Origin of the sequence: Brevibacillus borstelensis (assembly GCF_003710865.1) — a bacterium.
Lineage (GTDB): Bacteria > Bacillota > Bacilli > Brevibacillales > Brevibacillaceae > Brevibacillus > Brevibacillus borstelensis.
On sequence record NZ_RHHO01000038.1, the window covers coordinates 173,020 to 199,089 of the forward strand.

A 26,070-nucleotide genomic window follows, 5' to 3' on the forward strand; every position below is an offset into this window, starting at 1 on the left:
AAAAGCAATGCTATGGAGGCGACCTTATATGGCATTCCAACGCAAAAAAATCGCAGTGATCGGCAGCGGCTTCACTGGTGCAACGACAGCATTCATTCTGGCTCAAAAAGAACTGGGAGATGTCGTGCTGGTAGACATTCCGCAACTGGAAAACCCGACAAAAGGGAAAGCGCTCGATATGATGGAATCTTCTCCGGTCCTCGGTTTTGACTCCAGCATCACGGGCACAGCGGACTATGCGGAAATCAAGGATGCTGACCTTGTCATCATCACGGCTGGGATTGCCCGCAAGCCAGGCATGTCCCGCGACGATCTGGTCAACACCAACGCAGGCATCATGCGCTCCGTTGCAGAGCAAGTGAAAACGCACGCTCCGAACTCCATCGTGTTGGTTCTGTCCAACCCGGTAGATGCGATGACCTACACGTTCTTCAAAACGTCCGGTTTCCCGAAAGAGCGCGTAATCGGCCAATCCGGCGTGCTGGATACAGCCCGTTTCCGCACCTTTGTAGCGATGGAACTGAACGTGTCCGTAGAAGACGTTACCGGCTTTGTATTGGGTGGCCACGGCGACGACATGGTCCCGTTGGTACGCTACTCCTATGCGGGCGGTATACCGCTGGAAACGCTGATTCCAAAGGATCGCCTGGACGCGATCGTCGAGCGTACCCGCAAAGGCGGCGGAGAGATCGTCAACCTGCTGGGCAACGGCTCCGCTTACTATGCGCCGGCTGCTTCTCTCGTTCAAATGGCAGAAGCCATTCTGAAGGACAAAAAACGCATTCTGCCTTCCATCGCTTATCTGGAAGGCGAGTACGGCTACAATGACATCTACCTCGGCGTGCCAACCCTGCTCGGCGGAAAAGGCATCGAGAAAGTCATCGAGCTGGAACTGACGGCGGAAGAAAAAGCCGCCCTCGACAAATCCGCCGACTCCGTGCGCAATGTCATGAAGGTTTTGCAATAACAAAGTCCCGCAATAGCTATTACTAGTGAAAGACGCTCCCAAGGGGGCGTCTTTTGATTTTTCCTGAAAAAAGTTAACAATGATTCATGCCTGCTCATCTTCGAATCGCTTTCACCCTTATGCTTCCTGTATCTGCTAAAAACACCCCCTCCAACCACTATGGCTGTAGAGATGAAACAGGAGAAAACGGCAAAGGTCTTTGGGACACTACCCAGGCACCAAAGCAAAAGCGGAACACGCTTTCAGCGTCCAACTCTGAGAGACATCAATGAACCTGCTGCTTTTGGACGCGGTTCCGCTTTTGCTTTGGCGCCGGACACCCCCCCGCCCCCAGCAAGTGTCCCACCGAACCTGCAGCAGTTTTCTCCTGTTTCATCTCCTCCACCACAGCCCCAACAACATCTTTACAAAAAAATTACTTGTCTTACCTAAGCTGGATTTGGCAGACTGGAACGTGAGAACACTAGAGAAGAGCCGAGGACGGCAGCGTAGGGGGGAAACATAATGACAAAGATTTTAGTGGTAGACGACGAGGCGTCTATCGTCAAATTGCTGCAATTCAACCTGGAAAAAGCCGGTTTTCAAGTAATAACTGCCTGTGACGGAAAGCAGGCCCTGGATATGGCTCGCACGGAGCAGCCTGATTTTATTATTCTCGACTGGATGCTGCCCAAGATGGAAGGCATGGACGTCTGCAAAACATTGCGCCAGGAGCGCAACAACACGCCGATCCTGATGCTGACAGCCAAAGACGATGAACTGGACAAAATCCTTGGTCTCGAGCTGGGGGCGGATGATTACTTGACGAAGCCTTTCAGCCCCAGAGAAGTGATCGCCCGGGTAAAAGCGATTCTTCGCCGTACCCAGACATCTTCCGAGGCAGCGGCCGCCCCGGACGAGGTAGTATTGCAATTTGGGGAAATCAGGATTTATCCGGAAAAATACGAAGTGTTTCGAGGCAGTGAGAAGGTGGAGCTGACGCCAAAGGAATTTGAACTGCTCCATTATCTCGCCAGCCATCACGGCAGAGTCCTGACTCGGGACCAATTGCTGAATGCCGTCTGGAATTACGACTTCATCGGCGACTCGCGGATCGTCGACGTGCATGTCAGCCATTTGCGCGAAAAGCTGGAGGAAGACACGAAAAGTCCCCGTTATATCAAAACCGTTCGCGGCCTAGGCTACAAGCTGGAAGGATGACAGGGGGACTGATTCCTTGACGCGATTTCGGATCAAACTCACCCTCACGATTCTCGGACTGATTTCTCTTGTCTTATTATTGATGGGCATGTATTTTGCCAAGGTTTTGGAGCGTTCCTACCTGGAGACGTTGAGCGAGCTTCTGACCCGCGAATCCAAGCTGGTAGCGCAGGCGGTCCGCCCGGAAGTGCTCAGTGACGAAATTACACTGGCCAAGAGGGTGGAACAGGTGGCTCCGGGAGAAGAGGTGCGGCTTACCTTGATAGACCGTACAGGCCGCGTGCTGTTTGACAATACGTATGAACAGGAGCGAATGGAGAACCACGCCGACCGTCCCGAGTTTTCGGCCGCGCTTCGCGGGGAGACGGGTATAGACAGACATTACAGCGAGACGCTGGGCTACGAAATGATGTATGTCGCGGTTCCGATCGTTGTCGAAGATCAAATTATCGGTGCGGTCCGCTCGGCGATGTCGATGCAGGATATTACCGACACGGTACACAATCTGTGGTACAGCCTGGTGACGGGATTGCTCGTTACCCTGGTGCTCGGCTCGATCGTCGTTTCCCGCATTTCTTACAACATCACGAGGCCGATCGAAGAAATTACGCGGGTAGCGAGAAACATCACGCAGCGCGAGTACGAGAGCCGCGTCAGGATCAAGGCAAAAGATGAGATCGGGCAGTTGGCAACCGCGATCAATTTCATGGCGTCCAGCCTTGAGCAGCAGATGTACGAAATCTCGGAAAATCAGCAGAGACTCTCGGGTGTGCTGACCAATATGACAAGCGGTGTCATTTTTATTTCGGAACAGCGCCGGATTATGCTGGTGAACCCGGCGGTAGAGCGGCTGTTGGGAACCTCGGCCAACGACTTGATCGGGAAGCTCCACATCGAAGCGGGGAAAAGCTTCGGACTAAGCCAGTATATCGACCGCTGTCTGGACCGCGGAGAAAAGTTCCGGCAGGAAGTGCATATTTACTATCCGCAGGAGCGCATCCTTGAGGTCAATTTTGCTCCCTACATCAACTTTAAAGGGGAAGCCAAAGGAGTCGTTGTCGTCCTGCACGACTTTACCGAGGTACGCCGTCTGGAAAAGATGCGGAGCGATTTCGTGGCGAACGTCTCGCATGAGCTGCGGACGCCGATCACATCCATCAAGGGCTTTACGGAAACACTGCTGGACGGAGCGATGCAGGACGAAGAGACGTGCCGCAATTTCCTGCAGATCATCTCTGATGAGAGCGAGAGACTGTATCGGATGATCCGGGACATTCTCGACCTCTCCAAAATCGAGCAGAAGCGAATTTCCTTGAATTTGGTGCAGGTCAATGTTCAGGACCTGATCAGCTCGACCGTTGCGCTCCTGCAAGACCAGGCGCAGCGCAAGCAAATCTCGATCACATTGCCCAAAGCAGAGCCGCGAATCACGCTCACGACCGACAAGGACTGTCTGCAGCAGATTATTTTAAATCTCGTGACCAACGCTGTCGTCTACACGCCGGAGGGCGGGGCTATTACGCTTGAGCTTCGTCAGGACAGCAGGCACGTGCAAATCCAGGTGACAGACACGGGCATCGGCATCCCGGAACAGGATTTGCCGCGGATCTTTGAAAGGTTTTATCGGGTCGATAAAGCGCGCAGCCGCGACTCGGGCGGCACGGGATTGGGCCTTGCCATCGTCAAGCATCTGGTAGAAAGCCTCCACGGGCAAATCACGGTGAAGAGCGTGGAAGGAAAGGGCAGCACCTTTACAGTGACACTGCCGATCGAATGGTAGAGAGCTTTTGAAACATTTACACAAAGATAACACTCCCTTTACTCCCGGTATACATTCCCCTTGTACCATGGTCGTGACAGACAAATGAGGGGGAAACAGGGTATGACGCGACATGCTTTCGAAGAACAGCTTGACGGCTTGCATCGCAAGCTGATGTCGATGGGGACGCTAGTAGAGGAAGCTATTCATAAATCGATCAAAAGCCTGGTCGAGCGTGACGTTCAACTGGCCGAGCAAGTCATCGCCAGCGACCACCTGATCAACGAGCTGGAGCACGAGATCGAGGTCGGCTGCTTTCAGATGATCGCTTTGCAACAGCCGGTCGGCGGAGACCTCCGGCGGCTGGGGACGATGCTCAAGCTGGTGACCGATTTGGAGCGGATGGGCGATCACGCGGTCTCGATTGCGAAGACTACGCGGAGGTTGATGGCCGAGCCGTATGTGAAGCCGCTGATCGATATTCCGTTGATGGCGGATCATGTCAAGGCGATGGTGCGGGACAGCCTGAATGCCTATATCGGGATTGACAAGCAGGCGGCAGAAGAGATTGCGGCCCGCGACGACATTGTCGACAAATTGTTTTCGACGATTTTCCGGGATCTCATCGACGTGATGACCAAGAACGGACAGTCGATCTCGCAGGGCACGCATCTGTTGCTGGTGGCACAGTATCTGGAACGGATCGCGGATCATGTGACCAACATCTGCGAGTGGATTATATACATGAGCACCGGAAAAATGACCGATCTGAACAATTAGAATAGAAGACTCGGGAAGAAGGCCGCTGACTGCATCGCAGAGCGGCCTTTTTGCTTGCCTGCAAGCTGTTACTGAACGCCGGCACGTCCGTATTGTACAATCGCCTAATGGGCGGCTGCTGCATACGATATCGGGAAGCTGATTTTGCTTTTAGTTCTACAGGAGGGATTGCCATGAGCGTCAACGAGCGTCATATTTATGCAGGCGGAAATACAGCGAGAGGGTATCGGTCTTTTTTGAACGCGATACTGACCGGGATCGATCGGCGCATTGTTCTTACTGGCGATGCAGAGGGACTCGCCAGCAGGTTAATCGAAAAAATCGGAGAACAGGCGATTCGACTTGGCCAGCGGGTCGAATGGATTCACTCTCCTTTTGTGAATGGAGCCTTTGATGGCGTAGTGATACCGGAGTGGAGTGCAGCAGTAGTTGACGGCGGATACCCGCGCCAGTTCAAGCCCGAGGGACCCGGCTTGATCGAGACCTATGTCAATTTGCAAGATGCTGTGGATAAACAAAAGCTTGCGTCTCATCGCGAAGAAATCGTTTCTTTGCTCGAGCGGATCGAGGCAAGCACGCTGGAGGCGCACCAAGCGTTTGCGGAAGCGCTGCGGATTCACGATGAATGGGAGGGTATCTTTATCGCCCACCTCGACCGGGAAAAGGCGAATCAGGTGGGCGACGAAGTGATCCGCCTGTTTTTCGGTGAGGATACAGCGGCGAAGAGAGCCCGAGTCCGACGGATGTATTTGGGAGCAGCCACTTCTGCGGGTCCGAAGGATTTCGTCCCCAACCTGACAGCGGAAGTATCGAAGCGGTATTTGATAAAAGGAAGGCCGGGATCGGGCAAATCCACGATCTTGAAGCGCCTGGTCGCAGAAGCGCAGAGACGGGGATTTGATGCGGAGGTATACCACTGCGGCCTGGACCCGAACAGCCTGGATATGGTGGTCCTGCCGGAACGGGGTCTCGCCATCTTTGACAGTACAGCCCCGCATGAATACTTTCCGGAGCGGGAAACCGATGAGGTCATCGACATGTACGAGAGGGCAATCCAGCCAGGGACGGATGAGCGGTATCAAAGTCAAATCGCCACCTTCCAGAAGCGTTACAAGGAGGCGACGAAAAGAGGCACTGCCTGCTTGAAGGCGGCAGAGGAATGCCGGATCCGCTTGTCTCTGATCTATCAGGAAGCGACAGACGAAAGAAAACTCGCAGAGCTTGAGGCAGCGATCTCCAGCCAACTGGGGTCTGACAGATAGCCTGCTTGAAACTGACAGCTAGTCGGCCAGAGAGGCCGACTGGAGAACGGACCATTCGCATGAAACCCGTTTGACTGCTCATACTATGCCAAGGAGGTGAGCAGCCGGATGGGTTTTTCTTTTGTCATGGCACTGATGCTTCTTGTGCATCCCTTGGACGCAACCGATTTCCTCCGGATCGTCTGGCAGGGAACCCCGATTGCCTATCTGGATCGCGCCGATTACACATTGCCGCTTTCGGGCGTCCCTTTGATAGACGAGGCGAGGCTGGATGAGGTGCGAAAAAGTGTTGCGGCTCAAGTCTATCGGGCACCGGTAGATGCCGCTATCAATGAGCGAGGGCAGATTATCGCTGAACAGAGAGGACAAGCTCTGGATGAAAAGGCCTTTTGGGGCCAGGTGTATGCCTACTTTTACGGAAACGGCCCGGCCCAGATCACCCCTGTCGTGCGCGATGTGCTTCCGCGTGTGGACCGCGCTTTGCTGGAGCAGGTGCGCAAGCGCAGGATCGGTCAATACACGACGTATTTTAATCCCCGAAACCACAATCGCTCTCATAACATACAGCTGGCTACGAAAGCGATTAACAACTATGTCGTTCTGCCGGGAGAAACGTTTTCTTTCAATAAAGTGGTGGGCAAGCGAACGAAAAGCAGAGGCTATCTCGAAGCGCCGATTATCGTCAGAGGAGAACTGTCGGAGGGGATTGGCGGCGGGATTTGCCAGGTTTCTTCGACTCTGTTCAATGCAGTTGACAAAGCTGGCCTACATATCGTGAAAAGGTATTCGCACAGCCGCAACGTGCCGTATGTTCCTCCAGGCAGGGATGCTACCGTAAGCTGGTATGGCCCCGATTTCGTCTTCCAGAACAAATACGCATATCCGATCCTGATCCGTGCTTATTCCGCGAATGGAAGCATGATGGTGACGATTCACTCATTCCCGGAGATTGAATACGAACCGAGAAATGTGCCAAGCGTACAGTTTCAGCTTCCGGAAGAAGAGCCAGCCGGTCCTGTTTCGCATAAGGGTACAACAGTTGTCAGTTCGCAGCTTCCAGTTTAAGACAGCACCTGCTCCAGGGGGCTGTCTTCCTCGTTTTTAAAGAAAAAAATGTTCAACAGAAGACAGTTTTATTCAAAGGCAATTCAAAAAAAGGTTGTAATCATAAACGAAAACACGTATAGTATTTCGTGTGATAAAATTTCGTGTGCGAAATAACTTGATCAGAAGGGGGAAGCCATGAACAAGCCAGTGGTCATCCGCGACCTTTTAAAACGCCTGAACAAGACGATCAACATGATTGCTGCCAGAGAATTGGAGAAAGTCGGATTGACCTATCCGCAGTTGATGGTTTTGCGGCATCTTAAAGATGAAATGCTCACCATCGGCCAGATCAGCAAGGCTGTCGATCTGTCTTACAGTACGGTTTCAGGCATCATTGATCGGTTGGAGAGAGAGCAGCTGGTAGAACGTCTAAGAGATGAAAAAGATCGCCGCGTTGTCTGGATTCGCTCGACGGATAAAGTGAGGGAGCAATTCGAAAAACTGCCGATCTTTTCTGAAGCGTACTACAGTACACTGTTTAGCGACTTTTCTGATGCAGAGCTGGGGCAAATCGTTCGCGCCTTGGAGACTCTGATCACCAAACTAGAGAAAGAAAGCTGAGGAGAAACCATGAAGCGAAAAATCATTTTGTATGTCATCTTGCTCCTGGTGGTGGCAGCGGGAGGAGGCATCGGCTATTACTACTGGTATCAAGGCAGTCATTACGTTACTACCGAAGACGCACGAATCAGCGGAGACATTTACCGCGTTATGCCGCGTATTGCCGGAAAGCTCCAGAAGCTTTCCATTGCGGATGGCGATACGGTCGTTGCCGATCAAATCGTAGGGCAACAGGATACGACCAATCTGACGACCAATCTTCTGGAAAATGCTCTTCTTCGCGCACCCATTACAGGTACGGTGATCAAAACGCTGGCAAAGGAAGGGGAGGTTGTTTCCCCGGGTCAATCCATCGCCATGGTCGTTGACGAATCCAAGCTGTACGTTTCTGCCAATGTGGAGGAAACAGAGCTCAACCGGCTGAAACTGGGACAAAAAGTGGACATTGTGCTGGATGCCTATCCGAAAACCAAGCTGCTTGGACACTTGATCGAGATCGGCCAAGCGACAAACTCCACTTTTTCGTTGATGCCTGCTGTTAGCACAAGCGGCAACTTTACCAAAGTCACCCAGCGCATTCCGATCAAAATCGCGATCGACGATACCGCTGGGCTTCATCTGGCCGCCGGACTGAACGCAGAAATCAAAGTGCACGTGAAGGAGATGTAAAAACATGAATAAAGCGAGACAATGGAAGACGCTGGGTACCGTATTGGCAGCCGTTTCGCTGATTGCGGCTGGATGCAGTGAGCCGTCTTCAGCCGGACCATCAGAAAGCGCTCCGGTTGTAAAGGTATGGAAAGCGGACATGGCCGGAACCAGTGCGATCTCCAACGGTAAAATAGCAGCAGCTGATGAAATTCAAGTCGTCTCCAAGCTGTCCGGAAAAGTAGCACAGGTCAATGTAAAGGAAGGCTCTGTCGTAAAAAAAGGCGATATCCTCGTAACGCTGGAGGCGACAGATTACCTGGAGCAAATGAAGCAAGCCGAAGCCGCGATCGCGAGCGCACAAGCGCGGCTGCATGACACCCAGGCAGGAGCGCGGACACAAGAGCTGCAACGCCTGGCAAGCGGTGTGGAGCAGGCAAAAGCTACGCTGCAGGTGGCTGAAAATACAGCCAACCGGATGAAGGCGTTGTTTGACTCGGGCGCGATTTCCCAAGCCGAGTACGAAAAGACTACACTCGATCTGGAAAAGGCAAGGACAGCCCTCGACCAGGCACAGGCCCAATACGATTTGGCCAAGGAGGGACCTACCTCCAATACAATAGCAGCCCTGCAGGCTGAGGTGAGCCGCCTGCAATCCAGCCTGGAGCTGGCGAAAAACACTTATCAAAACACGATGATCCAATCGCCGATTTCCGGTATCGTCGCCAAGAAAAACATCGATCCGGGTGAAATGGCACAGCCGGGCGCGCCGCTCCTCGTACTGGTCAACATGGACCGGGTAAAAGTGGAAGCGAGCGTTCCGCAAGAGCAGATTAACCAGATCAAGGTAGGCGCCCCGGTCGATGTGAAGGTTAACAGTCTTGGCGGAAAGGTGCTGAAGGGAACCGTAGAGTTCGTCAGCCCGATCTCTGACGCCAACAGCAGCTCTTTCCCAATCAAAGTAACGGTAGACAATAAAGACGGCGAGCTGCGCGCCGGCATGCTTGCCGAGGTGTACCTGCCGAATCAGGCAGAAGCATCCAACTCTTGGAAAGTGCCCGCTTCTTCTATCGTAACGAAAGACAATAAACATTACGTTTTCAAAGTAGACCAGGATGTCGTTCATCAGGTGGAAGTCTCTGTAGGAGAAACATCGGGCGAATGGACGAGTGTCACGCAAGGTGTGAACCAAAACGACCGTCTGGTGCTGACACCGACTGATTCATTGGCCGAAGGCAGCAAAGTAATCGTCAACTAGCGGAGGTGATAAAAATGGCGGAAGCAGCGACACAGCAAAAGGACGGCGGGAGTGGCGGAATGTGGATTACACTTCTGGCCATCCTCATGGGGACTTTCGTTGCTATCTTGAACAACAGTCTGATCAACGTCGCCTTGCCAACGCTGGTAAACGTATTCGGTTCAACCACTGATACGATCCAATGGGTATTGACGGGATACATGCTTGCCAACGCCGTTGTCATTCCCATGAGCGGTTCCCTCGGCGACAAATTCGGATACAAACGGGTCTTCCTGATCTCGCTGATCGCGTTTACGGCATCCTCCGTCTTGTGCGCGATGGCCTGGAGCGACACGAGTATGATCGCCTTCCGCATCATTCAAGGTCTGAGCGGGGGGTTGATCATGCCGATCGGGATGTCGATGATTTACATGATCGTCCCCCGGGAAAAAATCGGGATGGCGCTCGGTTTGTTCGGGATCGCTTCGATGGTGGCCCCTGCTGTAGGGCCGACGCTCGGCGGATATTTGATCCAATACCTCAACTGGCATTTTCTGTTCCTGGTCAGCGTCCCTGTGGGCATTTTCGCGATTATCATGAGCAGCGCCCTGTTGAAGGAAACGGAGAAGAAGCCTGATCTGAAGTTTGATTACCCGGGAGCGATTCTGTCGATCATCGCTTTTGGGACCCTGCTTCTGGCGCTCAGCAAAGGCCAGTCGGAAGGATGGAGCTCCTTCTTCATTGTCAGCCTGTTTTTCATCGCTTTTTCCAGTCTGGCTCTGTTCGTATGGGTGGAGCTTGGCAAGGAGCAGCCACTGCTTGATCTGAGTCTGTTTAAAATACCGGTGTTTACGCTCAGCGTGATCACTTCAAGCTTCGTCATGATGGGGATGATGGGCGGGATCTTCATGATGCCGATCTTCCTGCAAAACATCCAGGGCATGTCGGCGATGGATTCAGGCTTGCTGCTCATGCCCCAATCAATCGCGATGGCCATCATGATGCCGATCAGCGGGAAGCTGTTTGACAAATACGGAATCGGTCCGATTGCCCTGGTAGGTTTGACAGTCATGGGGATCACGACATTTGAGCTGCACAATCTGGAGGCGGATACGCCGCACCATTGGCTCAATACGATCCTGACGATTCGCGGTCTGGGAATCGGATTGTGCATGATGACGCTGTCAACCGTAGGGATGAACGCCGTCCCCCGGATGATCGTAGGGAAAGCCTCGTCCTTGTCCAACGTGATCCGGCAGGTGATGAGCTCGTTCGGGATCGCGCTCTTGACGATGGTCATGACGACTCGGACGAACTTCCACTCTGCGACGATTTCCGAAAGCATTACCATCACATCTACGGCAGCTGCTGACTTTATCAGAGGCTTGACCGGCATGTTTACCCAGGCGGGCGTAGATGCGGCAACAGCGCAAGGCGGAGCCAGCTCCGTGCTGATGGGGATGATCATAAAGGAAGCAACCGTGCGCGGCATTGCCGACGCGATGCTGATTTCATCCATCCCCATTTTCTGCTCGATCCCGCTGATTTACTTCCTGCACAAAAAGCCGAAGAAACAAGGCGCCGCGGAAGAAAAGCAAAAAGCGGCAGCGTAATGGCTGGCATATTTCAAGAAGCGAGAGGTTGTTCTCAAAGCGTTTTTTCGTTTTGGGGACGCCTCTTTTTTTGTTCTTCTGCACCTCTTGGGCGTCTTTTATAACAAAAAAATATATTGTGATATTATATCTTTTAGATATAATGGAGGCAGATCAATCGATTAAGGAGGCCATAAGCTTGACCGAATTGTTCATACTAGGCGAATTGACGGGATCTCCGATGCATGGGTATTTGCTGCACACGATTTTGAACGGGATTATCGGACCTACGAGAAAAATCAGCTGGGGGGTGCTGTATCCGCTTATTCATAGCCTGGTTGCAGATGGGCTGATCGAGCAGGTCCCCGATGAACAGCAGGAAGGTGTCCGGCAGGGAAGAGGAAAGAAGAAAAAAATGTACAGAATAACGGAGGATGGCAGACGCCGCTTTTTTCAGCTAATGGAAGAACCGATTCCATACTCGCCGGATTATGAGCTGCATTTTTATACCAAGTTTTCAAATTTTGACATGATCAGCAGAGAACTGCAGTTCTTGATTTTGCACCAGTACAAGGATTACCTGCGGTTTGAGATCCGCCATGAAGAAGAACGGGTGGAGAATGTGAGCAAAGACGAAATGATGCCCGATGCGGAACGACACTACAATTTGATCTGGTTCCGGCATAGGTTGGACAAACTCCGTTTTGACGAAGAGTGGGTTCTACAATTAATCAATAACCTTCGTATGGAGGGGATTGAGCGTTAGTGAATGTATAGTGGTGGCGACGACGCAAATAGGTTGCGCCTGGAGCTGTGTACTTCATGATGAAAGGTGATGACTATGGCACGCGTTTTGTTCATCAACGGAGGTTCGGAAGGACATATCAATCCAACCCTCGGCGTTGTTCAAGAACTTATCCGTCGAGGCGAAGAAGTGGTTTACTTTACAGCGGAACAATATCGTGATCGCGTAGAGCCAACGGGCGCAGAGGTGATCACGTTCGATGGAAACAAATTTGTAGAAGCGTTCCTTGCCGGGGGACGAAATCCTTGGGCCCGAGTGGGCGGGCTATTGCGCACCGCCGACATCGTCATTCCCAGTCTCCTTACTCAAACAAAAGGAGACCATTTTGATTACCTCATTCATGACTCGATGTTCGGCTGTGGGCGTTTGCTTGCACAAATACTCGACCTGCCGGCAATCAGCTCATGTAGCAGTTTTGCAATGCAGCAAGATAGCTTTGACCGTCTGCAAGATAACCTCTCACGCAAATTTCCAGGGAACGATATTAGACGTTCGCAACAGGAGTATCAAGAGCTGCGGAGTCATGTGCAAGCGAAATACAATGTGCAAGTTGGTGCTGCCTATGAGATTTTCTGCAATCCCGCGCCAATGACTATCATTTATACGTCGAAGCTTTTTCAACCGGATAAAGAACAATTCGACGAGACATACAACTTTGTTGGACCGTCTATCGTGCCCCGCCCACACGATCAATTTGACTTCTCCCCGATAAATACAGAACACCTGATTTATATTTCACTTGGCACCGTAATCAATCGAGCCGTGGATTTTTACAAACTTTGTTTTGCGGCCTTCGCCGAAACGAAGTACACCGTGATCCTGTCTGTTGGCAGACAAACCGATCTATTGGATTTGGGAGACATTCCGGCAAATTTTATTGTTCAGAGCTACGTGCCGCAGCTCGAAGTACTGCAACGCGCCAAATTGTTTGTCACGCATGGCGGCATGAACAGCACGAGTGAAGGCCTTTATTACGGTGTGCCGCTGATTGTCCTTCCACAAAGTGCTGACCAGCCTTATTTGGCTCGAAGGGTAGCTGAACTCGGGGCAGGCATCCACCTAAATCCAGAAGGCTTAACCGCAGGAGATCTCAGAGAGGCGGCGGAACGGGTGTTTAAGGATGCGTCCATGCGAAAGGTATGTGCAGAAATTGGCGATTCGTTCCGAGCTGCGGGTGGGTATCGTCGAGCCGTCGAGGAAATCTTCGCGTACAAACGAAGAGCAGGATTACATCATTAATGAAAGATTTGTATAGGCTACGCTGGTACTACCCCTTGCTGTGGCCGGAAATAGGGTTAGGGCATTTTCCTGTCGCCTGTGCTTCCCAAGGTTTGCCTTGTGGAAAGAAAGGTGCCGAAAGCAGAAAATTGTGTTTTAATTATCATGATAAAAGATTTTGACTTGTACTTCATAAAAAGGGAGATGCATGACCTATGGCCCTACAGCTTGAGGTTTCATTAGCCACTGAAAAAAAGGAAAAGCCCGATTTCAACAAGCTGGGCTTTGGCCAGATTTTCACCGATCACATGTTTGTAATGGACTATAGCGAAGGGAAGGGCTGGCATGATCCGCGTATCGTGCCGTATGCACCGCTCACGCTTGATCCGGCAGCCATGGTGTTTCACTACGGCCAGTCCGTTTTCGAAGGGTTAAAAGCGTATCGGACCCGGGAAAACAACATCCTTCTGTTCCGTCCGGACAAAAACATGCACAGAATGAATGTGTCCAACGAGCGCATCGACATGCCGCAGATCGATGAAGCTTTCGTCCTGGAGGCATTGCGGGAACTGATCAAGATTGACCAGGACTGGGTTCCGTCCGCGCCGGGCACTTCTCTATACATCCGTCCGTTCATGATTGCCACAGAGCCGTATTTGGGTGTCCGTCCTTCTCATTCCTACAAGCTCGTCATCATCCTCTCGCCGGTAGGGGCTTACTACGCTGGAGGCATGAAGCCTGTTAAAATCCACGTAGAAAGCAAGTACGTGCGGGCTGTCAGAGGCGGGACCGGGAACGCCAAAACAGCAGGCAACTACGCGGCCAGCTTGAAGGCGCAGTCTGAAGCCAAGGTTCTGGGCTACGAGCAAGTACTGTGGCTGGACGGCGTCGAAGGCAAGTACATTGAAGAAGTCGGCGCGATGAACGTCTTCTTCAAAGTCAAAGGGGAAATCTGGACGCCCGCATTAAACGGCAGCATTCTCGACGGCGTAACGAGAAATTCCGTACTCCAGCTGCTCCGGGATTGGGGACTTCCCGTTCATGAAAAGCGCATCTCCATGGAGGAGCTGCAGCAGGCACACGCCAACGGCGAGCTGGAAGAAGCGTTCGGAACCGGTACCGCCGCTGTTATTTCCCCGATCGGAGAATTGAACTGGAACCAGCATCAAATGTTCATCAACGGTCAGGAAGTCGGCGAGCTGACGATGAAGCTGTGCGACACGCTGACAGGCATTCAGTACGGCGAGGTTGAGGACAAGTTCGGTTGGACAGTGAAGGTTTTATAAAAAGAAGAAACACGGATTTGATCAATGGAATCTAGTGAAAAGCCGATGGCACGGAAGCTCCATTTACTGGACTTTTGTGCCTTCTTTTTTCATGTATGGAATGGAAATCCTGGGGCTAGAAAGAAGAATAGTCTTACTGAACGCTGCCAGTTGAGTGGCAGTGGAGGAGAAAGCAGATGAAAATCGGTGTCGTATCAGATACTCACCTCCCCAAACGGGGACACACGCTCCCAAAGCCGCTAATCGAAGGACTGCGCGGAGTGGAGCTCATTATCCATGCCGGCGACTGGAATACCCTCCAGGTTTACGAGGAGCTAAGCGAGATCGCCCACGTCGTCCGAGTATGGGGCAATACAGACGATGATCAAGTCAAAGCCCGGCTGAACCGGGTAGAAATCGTGGAAGCAAAAGGAAAGCGGATCGGCGTCGTCCACGGGGACGGAAAAGGAAAGACGACCCCGCAAAGGGCCGTCGATACATTCTCCGGTCAAACGGTCGATCTGATTATTTTCGGCCACTCCCACATTCCGCTATGGGAAGAGAGGAACGGCATCCTGCTGTTCAACCCCGGTTCTCCGACAGACAAGCGAAAACAGCCGCTCTATACGTATGGCATCGTGGAAATCGGGGCTGAAATAACGGCCAGGCATGAAGCTTACGAACAAAAGTAGGCAGCGGTCAAGCGATCAGGAAAACACCTTGATGATCCAGTACACGATACGGCCGACGATGTAGCCGAGAAAGATCGTCCAGCCGATCTTGGCCCAGACGCTTAACCCTTTGACGTACTCACGCAAGCTTTTTCGGCGGGGAGGTTGGTTCACCGGATTCCACTCCTTTGGATGTTTGATTGTTGCGGATAAACAGGTAGATACCGGCCAGAATGATCAGACCGCCGACATACTGCGGCATGGTGACGACCTCTCCGAGGATAAAATAAGCGAGAATGGCAGTTCCGATCGGCTCGCCGAGAATGCCCATGGAGATCGTCGTCGTGTTCAGCCACTTGATGATCCAGTTCAGGATCGAGTGGCCAAGCAAGGTAGGGAACAGCGCCAGGCAGAAGAACCACCCCCAATTCGCTGCAGAATAGCCCGTGAGCGAATACCCGAATGCCAGATCGTACGCCACCAGGATGACGCTCGTGATCGAGTAGACGACCAATGTATAGCTGAAGGAAGAAAGGTATTGGCGAATATACTGGGCGATCAGCCAGTAGCCGGTAACAGTAGCGGCTCCGGCCAAAGCGAGGATGTCTCCCCACAGGGCCATGCCCCCGACGCGAAAGTCGCCCCAGCCGATGACGAAGCTGCCGGCGATGGCGAGCAGGCCGCCTGTCAGCGCGAGCGGGCGCAGCTTTTCCCCAAAGAAGAAGTACCCGCCGATAAAGGCGAACAGCGGCTGCAAGGTTACCAGGACAGTCGAGCTGGCTACGGATGTATAGTTGAGCGATTCGAACCAGAGCAAAAAATGGCTGGCCAAAAATGCGCCGGACAGTGCGCAAAGCAACCACTGCTTTCGCGGCATTCGCACAATTTCCGCTATGGCTCCCCGATTCCAGAACAGCAGCGGAAGGGTCAAGACGACCGAGAAAACGAGTCGGTAGGTCGCAATGATCGGCGAAGGCGCGTCAGACAGCTTGACGAAAATGGCAGATGTCGATATCGCTAAAACTCCGAAAAATAAGGCCAAATACGGAGGAAATAAAGGCTTGTCTAACGGCTTGTTCATGGGAAGCACCTCTTGTCATAATCGCTCGCATGAATCTTATTGTACCTGCCTTGCGGAAAATTCACAATCGTTGTACGATGCCAGATCAAGGATAGAATGGCCGGGTGAGAGGCAATTCTAACACTATGAGAAAACGATGGCTGTTTTTGATGCTGAGCGCTTTCCTTCTTTTGCTGCCGGAGCCCGCTGCCGCAGTGCCGCTAACCAATGTCCAGGTCTTGATCGATGTGGGGCACGGAGGTGTGGATTCGGGAACATCTCACGGCACGATTTTCGAAAAAGAGATTAATCTGGAGGTGGGCAAACGCTTATATCGGATTTTGACCGAAAAGGGGTACAGAGCAGTCCTCAATCGGGATCGGGACGTTGCCTTGAGCGATGAAAATCAATGGTTGAACAATCCCTCCAGACATATCCGCGATTTGGCCCAACGACGACAGTTGGCCAAAGAGATCAGGCCACAGCTGATGATCAGTCTGCATGTCAATTGGTCTTCCGACGGCAGAAGACGGGGACCGGTGGTCATTTACCAGCAAAATGAACAAAGCTACTGGCTCGCCTCCCTGCTTCAGGATGCGATGAATCAGATGGCGAAGACAAACAGCCGACCCGTAAAGGGAAGGACGTACTATCTGCTTCGCCACGACTATTGTCCGACTGTCATTGTGGAGATGGGGTTCATTAGCAATTACGCTGACCGCACCATGCTGACCAATCCCGAGCAGCAGGAAAAGCTGGCCCGGGTGATCAGCGACGCTGTTGGCGAATACCTACTCCTGACGGGCGAGCTCGCCGGAGATGGCAGCCGTGCATCAATGGGAGAGCAAAAGCGCACCTGGTGGGAACGTTTATGGCATCCCGTTCGAAATTAACATGGAAATCGTTACAAACGACGCCTCCTTCTGTATCCGCGGTATGTACTCGGACAGGACGGAGGCCGTCTTTTTTCCCGGAGGCCCTACGTGGCCGATCGCAATATGCACAGGTCCGGCTTTGCTGTCGATCCGTTTGCACAGCCGCTCCATCTGCCGGGTGATGTGCGACAAGGTGTAGACGTCATCCAGAAATATTCCGTTTTCCAGATAAGGAACGCCCAGCTCCTTTGCGATCTTTTGCGCCACGCTGCGTGCCGTGGTTTTGCTGTCCAGGTAAATGAGGCCGCGTTCCTTGCAAACCTGCAGGACAATTCGCATCACGCGCTCGTCTGCGGTCGCCTTGGAGCCCATGTGATTATTCATGCCGATTGCATGAGGAACGTCGTCAATCGCATTTTCCACACGCTTGCGAATCTCCTCGTTGCTCATTTTCGTGGTAATCCCTCCTGGCCCCATCCAGGACGCCTTTCCTTTCATCGGCTCCATGGGCAAATGGACAAACACATCATGCCCCTTTTCATGGGCAAGCTCCGCGTCCCGCTTGGTGCTCGGCAGAAAGGGCATGACAGCCACCGTCAAAGGCACGGGCAAAGCCAGGATCTCTTCTGTTCCCTCCATGTTGTTGCCAAAGTCATCGATGACAAACGCGACCTGATTGGCTTTTGGCCCAGAAACCGGCTTGAGCGGGGGACGTTCAATGACATCCTGAGCACTTGTCGTTCCCGCCAACATACTGATGGACACGATCATGCTTGCAATCGTGAACGCGAGTGCTTTTTGCAGGCTTCCCCGTTTATCGAGTGTCATGTGCATCGCCAGCCTTTCTTTTTCCTCTTAGTGTGTGTCAGCCAGCCGCCGATTACCCGACTTGCTTGGCAACACCTGAGCTTTGCCGTTATCCGACCCCTATGGTAAGATGAAGGATAGCGAAAAAAGTGAGAGGGTGCGGACAAAATGAGCCATTTGGTGTTGATAGACGGGAACAGTATCGCCAACCGGGCGTTTTACGCTTTGCCGCTTTTGTCCACATCAGCGGGATTGCACACAAATGCGGTACTGGGCTTTACCACCATGCTGCTCAAGGTGCTGGACGAAATGAAGCCGACCCATGTGCTGGTTGCGTTTGATGCGGGCAAGGTGGTGTTTCGCCACAGCGAGTTTGCCGAGTACAAGGGTGGCCGGAGCAAAACGCCTCCGGAATTGTCGGAGCAGTTCCCGCTGATACGCGAGCTGCTGGACGCATTTTCGATCCAGCGGTTTGAGCTGGAAGGGTATGAAGCGGATGACATCATCGGCACCCTGACGCTCCGAGCGGACGAAAACAATTGGAAAACGACGGTTATCACCGGGGACAAGGACATGCTGCAGCTTGTTTCCGACAACGTCTCGGTCGCCTTGACGCGCAAAGGCGTGAGCGAGATCGAGATGTACACACCACAGGAAATCTCCGAGAAATACGGCCTGAAGCCGCTGCAGATCATCGATCTGAAGGGACTGATGGGGGACAGCTCGGACAACATACCGGGCGTGCCCGGGGTGGGTGAAAAAACAGCGCTGAAGCTGCTGCACGAATACGGTTCGGTCGAATCGGTGCTGGAGAATATTGATAAGGTGTCGGGCAAAAAGCTGCAAGAAAACCTGCGGGAAAACGTCGACAAGGCCAAGCTGAGCAAGGCGTTGGCAACGATCATGCGCGACGCTCCGGTGGAAGTGGATGTGGAAGAGACCGCCTACGCCGGCTATACAGCCGATTCGGTTATTGAATTCTTTAAAAAAATGGAGTTCAAATCCCTTTTGCCCAAAGTAAAAGGAACAAGCAATGCGGTTGAGGGCGAGCAGCGGGATGCCGCTCCGTTTGCCTTCGATGTGGTCTACAGCGGGGATGCGGAACGCTTTGAGGACAAGCTGACCTCGCCGATGGCGGTCTGCGTGGAGATGGACGGAGAAAATTACCACCGAGCGCCGATTTTGGGCTTCGGTCTTGCTGCAAAAGGCGTTTCGCTCTACATTCCTTTTGATGTAGCCAAGGAATGGTCCGCTTTCCGCCAGTGGCTGGCAGATGAAACGAAGGAAAAGTGGGTATTTGACGGGAAGCGCGACACGGTCGGATTGGCATGGCACGGACTGGACATGGCCGGCATCGGCTTTGACATTTATTTGGCTTCCTACCTGCTCAATGCGGCAGAGAGCAGTCCGCAGGTGTCGGATATTGCCGTTCACTATGCGGATGTGCGGGTAATGCCGGACGAAGAGGTCTACGGCAAAGGAGCAAAGCGGCTCGTCCCGGAAACGGATGTACTGAGCGAACACGTGGCATTGAAGGCTGCCGCCATGTACCAGAGCGTACCGAAGATCAAAGAAGAGATGGGCGCAAGCAAGCTGGATGAATTGCTTGACCAGATGGAAGGACCGCTCAGCCTCGTTTTGGCCACGATGGAAAAACAGGGGGTCAAGGTAAACGAGCAGCGGCTGCAGCAAATGGGTGAAGAACTGGACGCCCAGCTGGAGAAGCTGACCGGACAAATCTATGAATTGGCCGGCACGTCTTTTAATATCAACTCGCCGAAGCAGCTGGGGGAAATCCTGTTCGACAAGCTGGCCCTTCCGGTGTTGAAAAAAACAAAGACGGGGCCGTCCACCAGCGCCGACGTTTTGGAAAAACTGGCCCCTTACCATCCGATCATTGAGTCGATCCTTCACTTCCGTCAGCTCGGCAAGCTGCGCTCGACGTATATCGAAGGGCTGACAAAGGAAATCCATCCAGGCACGGGCAAGGTTCACACCATTTTCAACCAGGCGACGACAGCGACTGGCCGCTTGTCCAGTACGGACCCCAACCTGCAGAACATCCCGATCCGTCTGGAGGAAGGACGGAAAATACGGGAGGCGTTTATCCCGTCCGAGGAAGGATGGTTCATGCTGGCGGCGGACTACTCCCAGATCGAGCTGCGGGTGCTGGCTCACATCTCGGGGGATGAGAATCTGATCGACGCTTTCCAAAAAGGAATGGACATTCACACGCGGACGGCGATGGATGTGTTTGACGTTTCCGAGGACGAGGTCACTTCTCTCATGCGGCGCCAAGCAAAGGCCGTCAACTTCGGTATTGTTTACGGCATCAGCGACTACGGCTTGTCTCAGAATTTGAATATTACCCGCAAAGAAGCCGGAGAGTTTATCGAGCGTTACTTCGCCGTTTTCTCCGGGGTCAAGCGATACATGGAAGACATCGTCAAGCAGGCCAAGGAAGACGGGTTCGTCACGACGCTGCTGAATCGCAGACGGTATCTCCCGGACATCAAGAGCAGCAACTTCAACCTGCGTTCCTTTGCAGAGCGGACAGCGATGAACACGCCGATCCAGGGTACGGCGGCTGACATTATCAAGCTGGCGATGATCCGCATGCAGGAGAGCTTGCAGGAAAAAGGCCTGAAGAGCCGCATGCTGCTTCAGGTGCATGACGAACTGATTTTTGAAGTGCCGACAGAGGAATTGGACATCATGCAGCAGCTCGTCCCCGATGTGATGGAAAACGCCCTGAAGCTGGAGGTTCCGCTGAAGGTGGATGTCAACTACGGGCGAAGCTGGTACGAAGCCAAGTAACGAGCAAGGAACGAACAAGGAACGAGGCGGAAGTGCCCAGGGCAACTGCAAGCCGGCAAGCCGAGGCCACTGCTGACACGGCAAGCCGGGTTCACTGCATAAGAGACAAGCTGTGCTTTTGCTTTGCGCAGGCATGACAAACAGACAACAGGAGGAGGGAGAGCCATGCCGGAATTGCCAGAGGTGGAGACGGTGGTGCGTACGCTGCGCCAACTCGTCTTGGGAAAAACAATCGGGAGCGTCAGCGTACTGCTGCCGCGAATCATCCGCAGACCGGACGATATGGAAGAGTTCAAAGCGATGCTCGTCGGGCAGACGATCCATGAGATCAAGCGTCGCGCCAAATTTATCCAGTTCATACTGGATCGGGACGTGCTGATCTCTCACCTGCGGATGGAGGGGCGCTACGGTCTTTACCGCTCGGATGAGCCCGTCGAAAAACATACACATGTGATCTTCCATTTTACCGATGGAACAGAGCTGCGGTATCGCGACGTCCGGCAGTTCGGGACGATGGATCTCTTTCCGCTCGGCAAGGAGACCGTAGAAGGTCCGCTTGCCAAGCTCGGTGTCGAGCCATTGGCAGAGGAGTTTACGCCAGAGGTGCTGCGCAGTCTGCTCAAGGGGCGGACAACAAAAATCAAGCCGCTTCTGCTGAACCAGGAATGTATCGTCGGTTTGGGGAATATTTATGTGGACGAGTCCCTCTTTCGGGCGCGGATACATCCCGAGCGTCCCGCCGGAAAGCTGACCGCCCAGCAGGTAGCGAAGCTGCACGAGGCGATTGTAGCCACGCTCTCCGAAGCTGTCGAGCAAGGAGGCAGTTCGGTCAAGTCTTACGTAAACGGACAAGGCGAGATGGGCATGTTCCAGCAATCGCTACTGGTTTACGGACGCAAGGGAGAGCCATGCGTAAACTGCGGTACGGAAATCATCCGCTTTGTCGTTGGCGGAAGGGGGACGCATATTTGTCCCGCTTGTCAAAAGACGGCGGTCACGCGAAAAAAAGGGGCTCAGCAGCCAAAAGGAGGGTGAGCGGATGATTCTTGGACTGACAGGAGGCATAGCCACTGGAAAAAGCACGGTTACGGCTATGCTTCGGGAGCAAGGAATACCTGTCATCGATGCGGATCAAATTGCCCGTGAAGTGGTTGAGCTGGGCAAACCGGCTTATGAAGCCATTGTTCGCCACTTCGGAAAAGAGATTTTGCTCCCAGGGGGACAGATCGATCGAAAAAAGCTGGGGGAAATTGTTTTCTCGGATGAAGCGGAGCGTCAAAAGCTGAATGCGATCGTTCACCCTGAAGTCCGCCGCGTCATGCGCGAGGAGGCGGAGGCAGCGGAGAAAAACGGCGCCAAGATTGTGTTTATGGACATTCCGCTGCTTTTTGAAAGCAAGCTGCAGCATATGGTGGACAAGATTGTCGTCGTCTACGCCCCCGCCCATCTGCAATTGGCCCGGATGATGGAACGCGACGAATTTGAGGAAGAACAGGCGCAAAAGCGTTTGCGTGCGCAATTGCCGATTGAGCAAAAACGGGCTGATGCTGACTTTGTCATCGACAATACCGGTTCACGGGAAGAGACCGAGAAACAAGTAATCCAGCTGCTGGGCCGGTTAAAGGCGGAAACGGCTCCATGAAAAGGAGCAAGCGAGCGGCAGTCTTTCTGTTTTTTTTGATGGCTGTTTTCTTCCTGATCAATTCACCGATTGTCTGGAAATGGATGTACCCGATCAAATACCAAAAGGAGATCCTGGAGGCGTCCAGCCGCTATCAGGTAGACCCGTACCTGATCTTGGCAGTGATCCGCTCCGAAAGCGGTTTTGAGACGGACAGAGTATCGAGGAAGGGCGCCATCGGACTGATGCAGGTGATGCCTGATACGGCGGAGTGGATCGCGGAACAAGCCGGTCTGGGGCCAGCGGATGAAAAGTATTTGTACGACCCGGTGACAAATATCAACATGGGCACGTGGTATCTCTCTTTTTTGGAGAAGCGGTATGAGGGAGACGTCGTGAAAGTGATCGCAGCCTACAATGCCGGACCGGGCAAGGTGAGCAGCTGGCTCATGCGGGAACAGTGGGACGGCAAGCGTGAGACGATCGAAGACATTCCGTTCGGGGAAACACGCCAGTACGTCCAGCGAGTCCTTTACTACCATGATCGATATCGGAGCATCTATACGGATCAATTGCAATAAGCCGCTCTCTTGTCAAAAGGAGAAGCGGCTTTTGCTTTTTGTCTCAAACGGAGGTTTAGCGAAATCGAGCGCGATCGATTATACTTAGTGTACTTTTACGAAACTGGGAAAGTAGGTATCGTATGCACAGGATCGGAGTCGTCGGGCCGCAGCCATCTGTGGAACGGATGATTGATATGGGCAAGGCATTTGAGAAGGACATGCGTTTTTATCCCTATCCCTACGAGAGGTTTCAAGAAACGCGCGAGCTGGTGAAGGCCAACGATCATCAGGTGGATGTATGGCTGTTCTCGGGGAAGCTGTCGTATATGATCGCCAGACAGGAGCTTGGCAGTGCGGAAAATATGGTGCATGTCCAGCATACGGAAGCGAGTCTCTACAAATGTTTTTTGATGATGGCAAAAGAACAGGGAAGATTTCTGGAGCGGGTCAGCATTGACGAGCTGGAAAAGACGCAGCTGGATTATGCGCTGCAGCAGCTGGAGATGGAGCATCGCGACGTTTACCTGAAAATTTACGACGTAGATACCAATCCGGAGGAGCTGCTCGACTTTCATTTGCAGATGTGGAGAGAAGGCAAAACGGACGGGGCCATCACCTGTTTCGAAGGGATTTACAGAGGTCTGAAAGCGGCGGGAGTGCCGGTTTACTGGTTTACCCCGACACGACTGGAGATTTTGCAAACGTTTCGGATCGTGGCCGAAAAAGTGCGGACCCTGTATTTCAAGGATACGCAGATCGGGGTCGAAATCATCGAGATCGAGCATTTTGACAGGGTCGCGGAGAAAGCGAAAAGCCCCTATCACCTGCAGCATCTGGAGCTGCGCCTGAAGGAAGCGCTGCTGCATTTGTGCGAAAAGCTCAACGGTTCGCTTTTGGAAAAAGGGAATGGACGCTACGTTGTGTTCAGCTCCCGGGGAGCGATTGAACGGGAGATTGACATTTTGCGTGAGACGATCAGGCAGTTGTCGCTCGTCTCGGAGTCGATGGTAGCGGTCGGCGTCGGATTTGGGGAGACGGTGTTTACAGCGGAAGTCAACGCTCGCCGCGCGATTGGGCAGTCAAAGGAAAAAGCCGAGCGGGGAATTGTCATCGTCCAGGAGGATGGCACCGTGATCGAAGCGGCTGGCCTGGAATCGGAGCTTGCGTATTCATACCGCATGCAGGACCAAGAGTTTCTGGAAAAGCTGAAGAAGGGAAATATCAGCGTCAGAACGTACAACAAGATCGAGGCATTGATCCGGAGAATGGGGTGGAGCGAGTTTACGACCAAGGATCTCGCACTGCACCTCCATCTGGACGAGCGGAATGCACGGAGAATTGTCGCATATTTATGCGAAGTGGACCTCGCGGAATGCATAGGCGAAGAATCAGTATCCACACGCGGAAGGCCGAGCAAAATCTATCGATTGAAATAAATGAACAAGCACCTGTCTCTTGTACCGCCCAAATAAAAAGGGCGGTTATTTTTTTTCGTCATATGGAAAAAAATTCGTACATGATTTATATTTATTCAGTATTATGTTTTTTTAATCGAGGTGAAAAAAGTGTTGAAATACTCAAAGTATTCCTTATAATACTTATATCAGGGTATTTACCCTTAAATAACCCTAAAATTGATCGCTTGATGCCGGAAAGGAATGTTTCTATGAAAAAAGTACTTATCGTTCTGTTGTCTCTGCTTTTGGTCGTACTTGCCGCCGGGTGTTCTGGGGAAACTGCTGCACCGGGTCAGCAGGTCCCTTCCACCCTTGACCGGGTGAAAGAGAAAAAGAAGCTGGTCATCGGTACCGGTGTCGCCTATCTGCCGTTTGAAATGAAAGACAAGGATGGGAACTTTGTCGGCTATGACATCGACATGGGGAATGCCATCGGGAAGGCGCTGGGCGTAGAGGTAGAATTCAAGCAAATGAAATTCAGCGGGTTGATTCCGGCCCTGCAGACAGGTGACATCGATATGGCCATTGCCGCCATGACGATCCGCGGCGACCGCGCGCTGTCTGTCAGCTTCTCGGACCCTTACTATTCCACCGGACAAATCATCATGGTACCGAAAGCGGACAACGTGACAAAATCCTGGCAGGACCTCGATCAGCCAGGCAAAAAAATCGCCGTATCGCAAGGCACGACAGGAGCCCTTTTGGCTAAGCAAATTTTCAAGCAAGCCCAGGTCATGGACTTTGAAAACGTCGCTTCCGCTGCGCTGGCGCTGAATCAGGGACAAGCAGACGGGGTCGTGACAGAAGAAGTGGTGGTTCGCGAATACGAAGCGCAAAAAGACTACAGCGTCAAAGGCATCTATGACCTGATCTCTGCGGAAAATCTGGGGATTGCCGTTCAACTGAATGATTTTGCCACCTTGCAATGGCTGAATACATTCCTGGCTGCCTACAAAAACAGCCCGGAAGACAAGGCATCCATCGATAAATGGTTTAACTCTAGCGATTGGAGAAGCAATGTGGAGCAGAAGAAATAGGAGCACGGGTTTGTCCTCGCCGGGAAGAGCCGATCGTCTGGTTCTTCCCGCCTCTGTCTTATCAAGAAAAAATGTTGCAAGTGGGAGGGTGAGCATGTGAATTACCAGATGGACTGGAGCGTCATCACCGATAATTTCGACATTTTCATGGAAGGATTATTGGTTACCTTGAAAATCTCCGCGCTGTCGCTTGCGATCAGCATACCGATCGGGATCATAGCCGGTTTGTGCCGGATCTCCCGCAATCGTGTCCTCTCGTTTTTGGCGGCAAGCTATGTAGAGGTCATCCGGGGGATTCCGCTGTTGGTGCTGCTTCTGTGGATTTTCTTTGTTCTCGGCAAATTTATGAAGCTTGGATCGTTTTGGTCGGCGGTTATCGGTCTTGCGGTGTTCTCCGGCGCCTTCGTGGCGGAAATTGTACGGGCTGGAATTCAGTCTGTGCCGCGCGGGCAGATGGAAGCGGCCCGGTCTTCGGGGATGAATTACTTTCAGGCGATGAAGCTGATCATTTTGCCGCAGGCCTTGCGAAAGGTGCTGCCGCCGCTCGCTTCCCAATTCATCATCCTGATCAAAGATTCGTCGCTTGCCTCTGTCATCGCCGTCGTCGATCTCAGTCTGGTCGGACACAATCTGGTTGCGACGACATTCCGCGTACTGGAGGTATGGACGTTTATCGCCGCGGTGTACTTCGTCATTACATTCAGCCTTTCGCAGATCATTCGTTACTTTGAGCGGAAGTACCGCGTGCTGGAATAACTTTT

General features: G+C 52.7%; 25 protein-coding genes. 22 read left to right on the top strand and 3 right to left on the bottom strand.

Translation table 11 applies throughout. The features are described 5' to 3' along the window. The first annotated feature begins 28 nt into the window (after nt 1–28). The 14 genes from mdh to EDM54_RS19360 all read left to right on the top strand — a co-directional run bounded on the left by mdh (nt 29) and on the right by EDM54_RS19360 (nt 15,093). Nucleotides 29–967 carry a malate dehydrogenase gene (gene mdh / locus EDM54_RS19295; RefSeq protein ID WP_003387988.1) on the top strand — a complete coding sequence of 313 codons (939 nt, stop codon included), beginning with the start codon at nt 29–31 and terminating at the stop codon, nt 965–967. Nucleotides 968–1,471: 504 nt separating this feature from the next. Next, entirely contained in the window at nt 1,472–2,167 is a 696-nt protein-coding gene (locus tag EDM54_RS19300) for a response regulator transcription factor (RefSeq protein WP_003387987.1), read from the top strand. 16 nt (nt 2,168–2,183) lie between these two features. After that, the gene (gene pnpS / locus EDM54_RS19305; protein ID WP_024983175.1) at nt 2,184–3,947 is read left to right on the top strand and encodes a two-component system histidine kinase PnpS; all 1,764 of its coding nucleotides are present in this window, start codon (nt 2,184–2,186) and stop codon (nt 3,945–3,947) included. A gap of 102 nt (nt 3,948–4,049) precedes the next feature. Then, entirely contained in the window at nt 4,050–4,706 is a 657-nt protein-coding gene (gene phoU / locus EDM54_RS19310; protein ID WP_003387985.1) for a phosphate signaling complex protein PhoU, read from the top strand. A 173-nt stretch (nt 4,707–4,879) separates the two neighbouring features. After that, a complete protein-coding gene (locus tag EDM54_RS19315; RefSeq protein ID WP_122958643.1) occupies nt 4,880–5,968 on the top strand; it encodes a hypothetical protein in 1,089 nt (362 codons plus the stop codon). A 108-nt stretch (nt 5,969–6,076) separates the two neighbouring features. Then, nucleotides 6,077–7,033: a VanW family protein gene (locus tag EDM54_RS19320; RefSeq protein ID WP_003387983.1), complete on the top strand. Its 957-nt coding sequence runs from the start codon at nt 6,077–6,079 to the stop codon at nt 7,031–7,033. Nucleotides 7,034–7,210: 177 nt separating this feature from the next. Beyond that, complete coding sequence (locus EDM54_RS19325; RefSeq protein WP_003387981.1) at nt 7,211–7,636, top strand: MarR family winged helix-turn-helix transcriptional regulator; 426 nt, start codon at nt 7,211–7,213, stop codon at nt 7,634–7,636. Between the two features lie 9 nt (nt 7,637–7,645). Next, nucleotides 7,646–8,305 (top strand): efflux RND transporter periplasmic adaptor subunit, encoded by a 660-nt coding sequence (locus tag EDM54_RS19330; RefSeq protein WP_024983178.1) that lies wholly within the window; start codon nt 7,646–7,648, stop codon nt 8,303–8,305. Nucleotides 8,306–8,309: 4 nt separating this feature from the next. Further along, nucleotides 8,310–9,542, top strand: a complete 1,233-nt coding sequence (locus EDM54_RS19335) for an efflux RND transporter periplasmic adaptor subunit (RefSeq protein WP_024983179.1) — start codon at nt 8,310–8,312, stop codon at nt 9,540–9,542. 14 nt (nt 9,543–9,556) lie between these two features. Further along, complete coding sequence (locus tag EDM54_RS19340; RefSeq protein WP_003387976.1) at nt 9,557–11,134, top strand: DHA2 family efflux MFS transporter permease subunit; 1,578 nt, start codon at nt 9,557–9,559, stop codon at nt 11,132–11,134. A gap of 178 nt (nt 11,135–11,312) precedes the next feature. Beyond that, nucleotides 11,313–11,879: a PadR family transcriptional regulator gene (locus EDM54_RS19345; protein WP_003387975.1), complete on the top strand. Its 567-nt coding sequence runs from the start codon at nt 11,313–11,315 to the stop codon at nt 11,877–11,879. A gap of 75 nt (nt 11,880–11,954) precedes the next feature. After that, a complete protein-coding gene (locus EDM54_RS19350) occupies nt 11,955–13,157 on the top strand; it encodes a macrolide family glycosyltransferase (protein WP_122958645.1) in 1,203 nt (400 codons plus the stop codon). A 194-nt stretch (nt 13,158–13,351) separates the two neighbouring features. Next, nucleotides 13,352–14,422, top strand: coding sequence for a branched-chain amino acid aminotransferase (locus EDM54_RS19355; protein WP_122958646.1), 1,071 nt, complete (start codon nt 13,352–13,354; stop codon nt 14,420–14,422). A 176-nt stretch (nt 14,423–14,598) separates the two neighbouring features. After that, nucleotides 14,599–15,093, top strand: coding sequence for a metallophosphoesterase family protein (locus tag EDM54_RS19360; RefSeq protein WP_122958647.1), 495 nt, complete (start codon nt 14,599–14,601; stop codon nt 15,091–15,093). Between the two features lie 15 nt (nt 15,094–15,108). Here the strand turns inward: EDM54_RS19360 and EDM54_RS26555 are convergent, their stop codons facing one another. Together EDM54_RS26555 and EDM54_RS19365 are read right to left on the bottom strand one after the other, a co-directional pair. Then, nucleotides 15,109–15,246, bottom strand: a complete 138-nt coding sequence (locus EDM54_RS26555) for a hypothetical protein (protein WP_170208339.1) — start codon at nt 15,244–15,246, stop codon at nt 15,109–15,111. After that, nucleotides 15,212–16,153: a DMT family transporter gene (locus EDM54_RS19365; RefSeq protein ID WP_122958649.1), complete on the bottom strand. Its 942-nt coding sequence runs from the start codon at nt 16,151–16,153 to the stop codon at nt 15,212–15,214. Before EDM54_RS19365 ends, EDM54_RS26555 begins: the two co-directional genes overlap by 35 nt. Before the next feature lie 125 nt (nt 16,154–16,278). On the opposite strand from EDM54_RS19365, the gene EDM54_RS19370 reads away from it, so the two are divergent. Continuing rightward, nucleotides 16,279–17,025 (top strand): N-acetylmuramoyl-L-alanine amidase family protein, encoded by a 747-nt coding sequence (locus EDM54_RS19370; protein ID WP_122958650.1) that lies wholly within the window; start codon nt 16,279–16,281, stop codon nt 17,023–17,025. On the opposite strand, the gene EDM54_RS19375 is transcribed toward EDM54_RS19370, so the two are convergent. Further along, nucleotides 17,002–17,841, bottom strand: coding sequence for a divergent polysaccharide deacetylase family protein (locus tag EDM54_RS19375; RefSeq protein WP_039071174.1), 840 nt, complete (start codon nt 17,839–17,841; stop codon nt 17,002–17,004). The genes EDM54_RS19370 and EDM54_RS19375 overlap by 24 nt on opposite strands. 141 nt (nt 17,842–17,982) lie before the next feature. Here EDM54_RS19375 and polA point away from each other — a divergent pair, with 141 nt between their 5' ends. The 7 genes from polA (at nt 17,983) to EDM54_RS19410 (ending at nt 26,065) form a co-directional block, all read left to right on the top strand. Next, nucleotides 17,983–20,631: a DNA polymerase I gene (polA, locus tag EDM54_RS19380; RefSeq protein ID WP_003387968.1), complete on the top strand. Its 2,649-nt coding sequence runs from the start codon at nt 17,983–17,985 to the stop codon at nt 20,629–20,631. A 165-nt stretch (nt 20,632–20,796) separates the two neighbouring features. Further along, nucleotides 20,797–21,666: a DNA-formamidopyrimidine glycosylase gene (gene mutM / locus EDM54_RS19385; RefSeq protein WP_003387967.1), complete on the top strand. Its 870-nt coding sequence runs from the start codon at nt 20,797–20,799 to the stop codon at nt 21,664–21,666. Between the two features lie 4 nt (nt 21,667–21,670). Next, the gene (gene coaE / locus EDM54_RS19390; RefSeq protein WP_003387965.1) at nt 21,671–22,273 is read left to right on the top strand and encodes a dephospho-CoA kinase; all 603 of its coding nucleotides are present in this window, start codon (nt 21,671–21,673) and stop codon (nt 22,271–22,273) included. Next, nucleotides 22,270–22,833, top strand: coding sequence for a lytic transglycosylase domain-containing protein (locus EDM54_RS19395; RefSeq protein ID WP_039071172.1), 564 nt, complete (start codon nt 22,270–22,272; stop codon nt 22,831–22,833). Before coaE ends, EDM54_RS19395 begins: the two co-directional genes overlap by 4 nt. 122 nt (nt 22,834–22,955) lie before the next feature. Continuing rightward, nucleotides 22,956–24,251 (top strand): hypothetical protein, encoded by a 1,296-nt coding sequence (locus tag EDM54_RS19400; protein ID WP_003387963.1) that lies wholly within the window; start codon nt 22,956–22,958, stop codon nt 24,249–24,251. Nucleotides 24,252–24,481: 230 nt separating this feature from the next. Further along, nucleotides 24,482–25,309, top strand: coding sequence for a transporter substrate-binding domain-containing protein (locus tag EDM54_RS19405; RefSeq protein WP_003387962.1), 828 nt, complete (start codon nt 24,482–24,484; stop codon nt 25,307–25,309). Between the two features lie 96 nt (nt 25,310–25,405). Then, entirely contained in the window at nt 25,406–26,065 is a 660-nt protein-coding gene (locus tag EDM54_RS19410) for an amino acid ABC transporter permease (protein WP_003387961.1), read from the top strand. Nucleotides 26,066–26,070 lie beyond the last annotated feature (5 nt).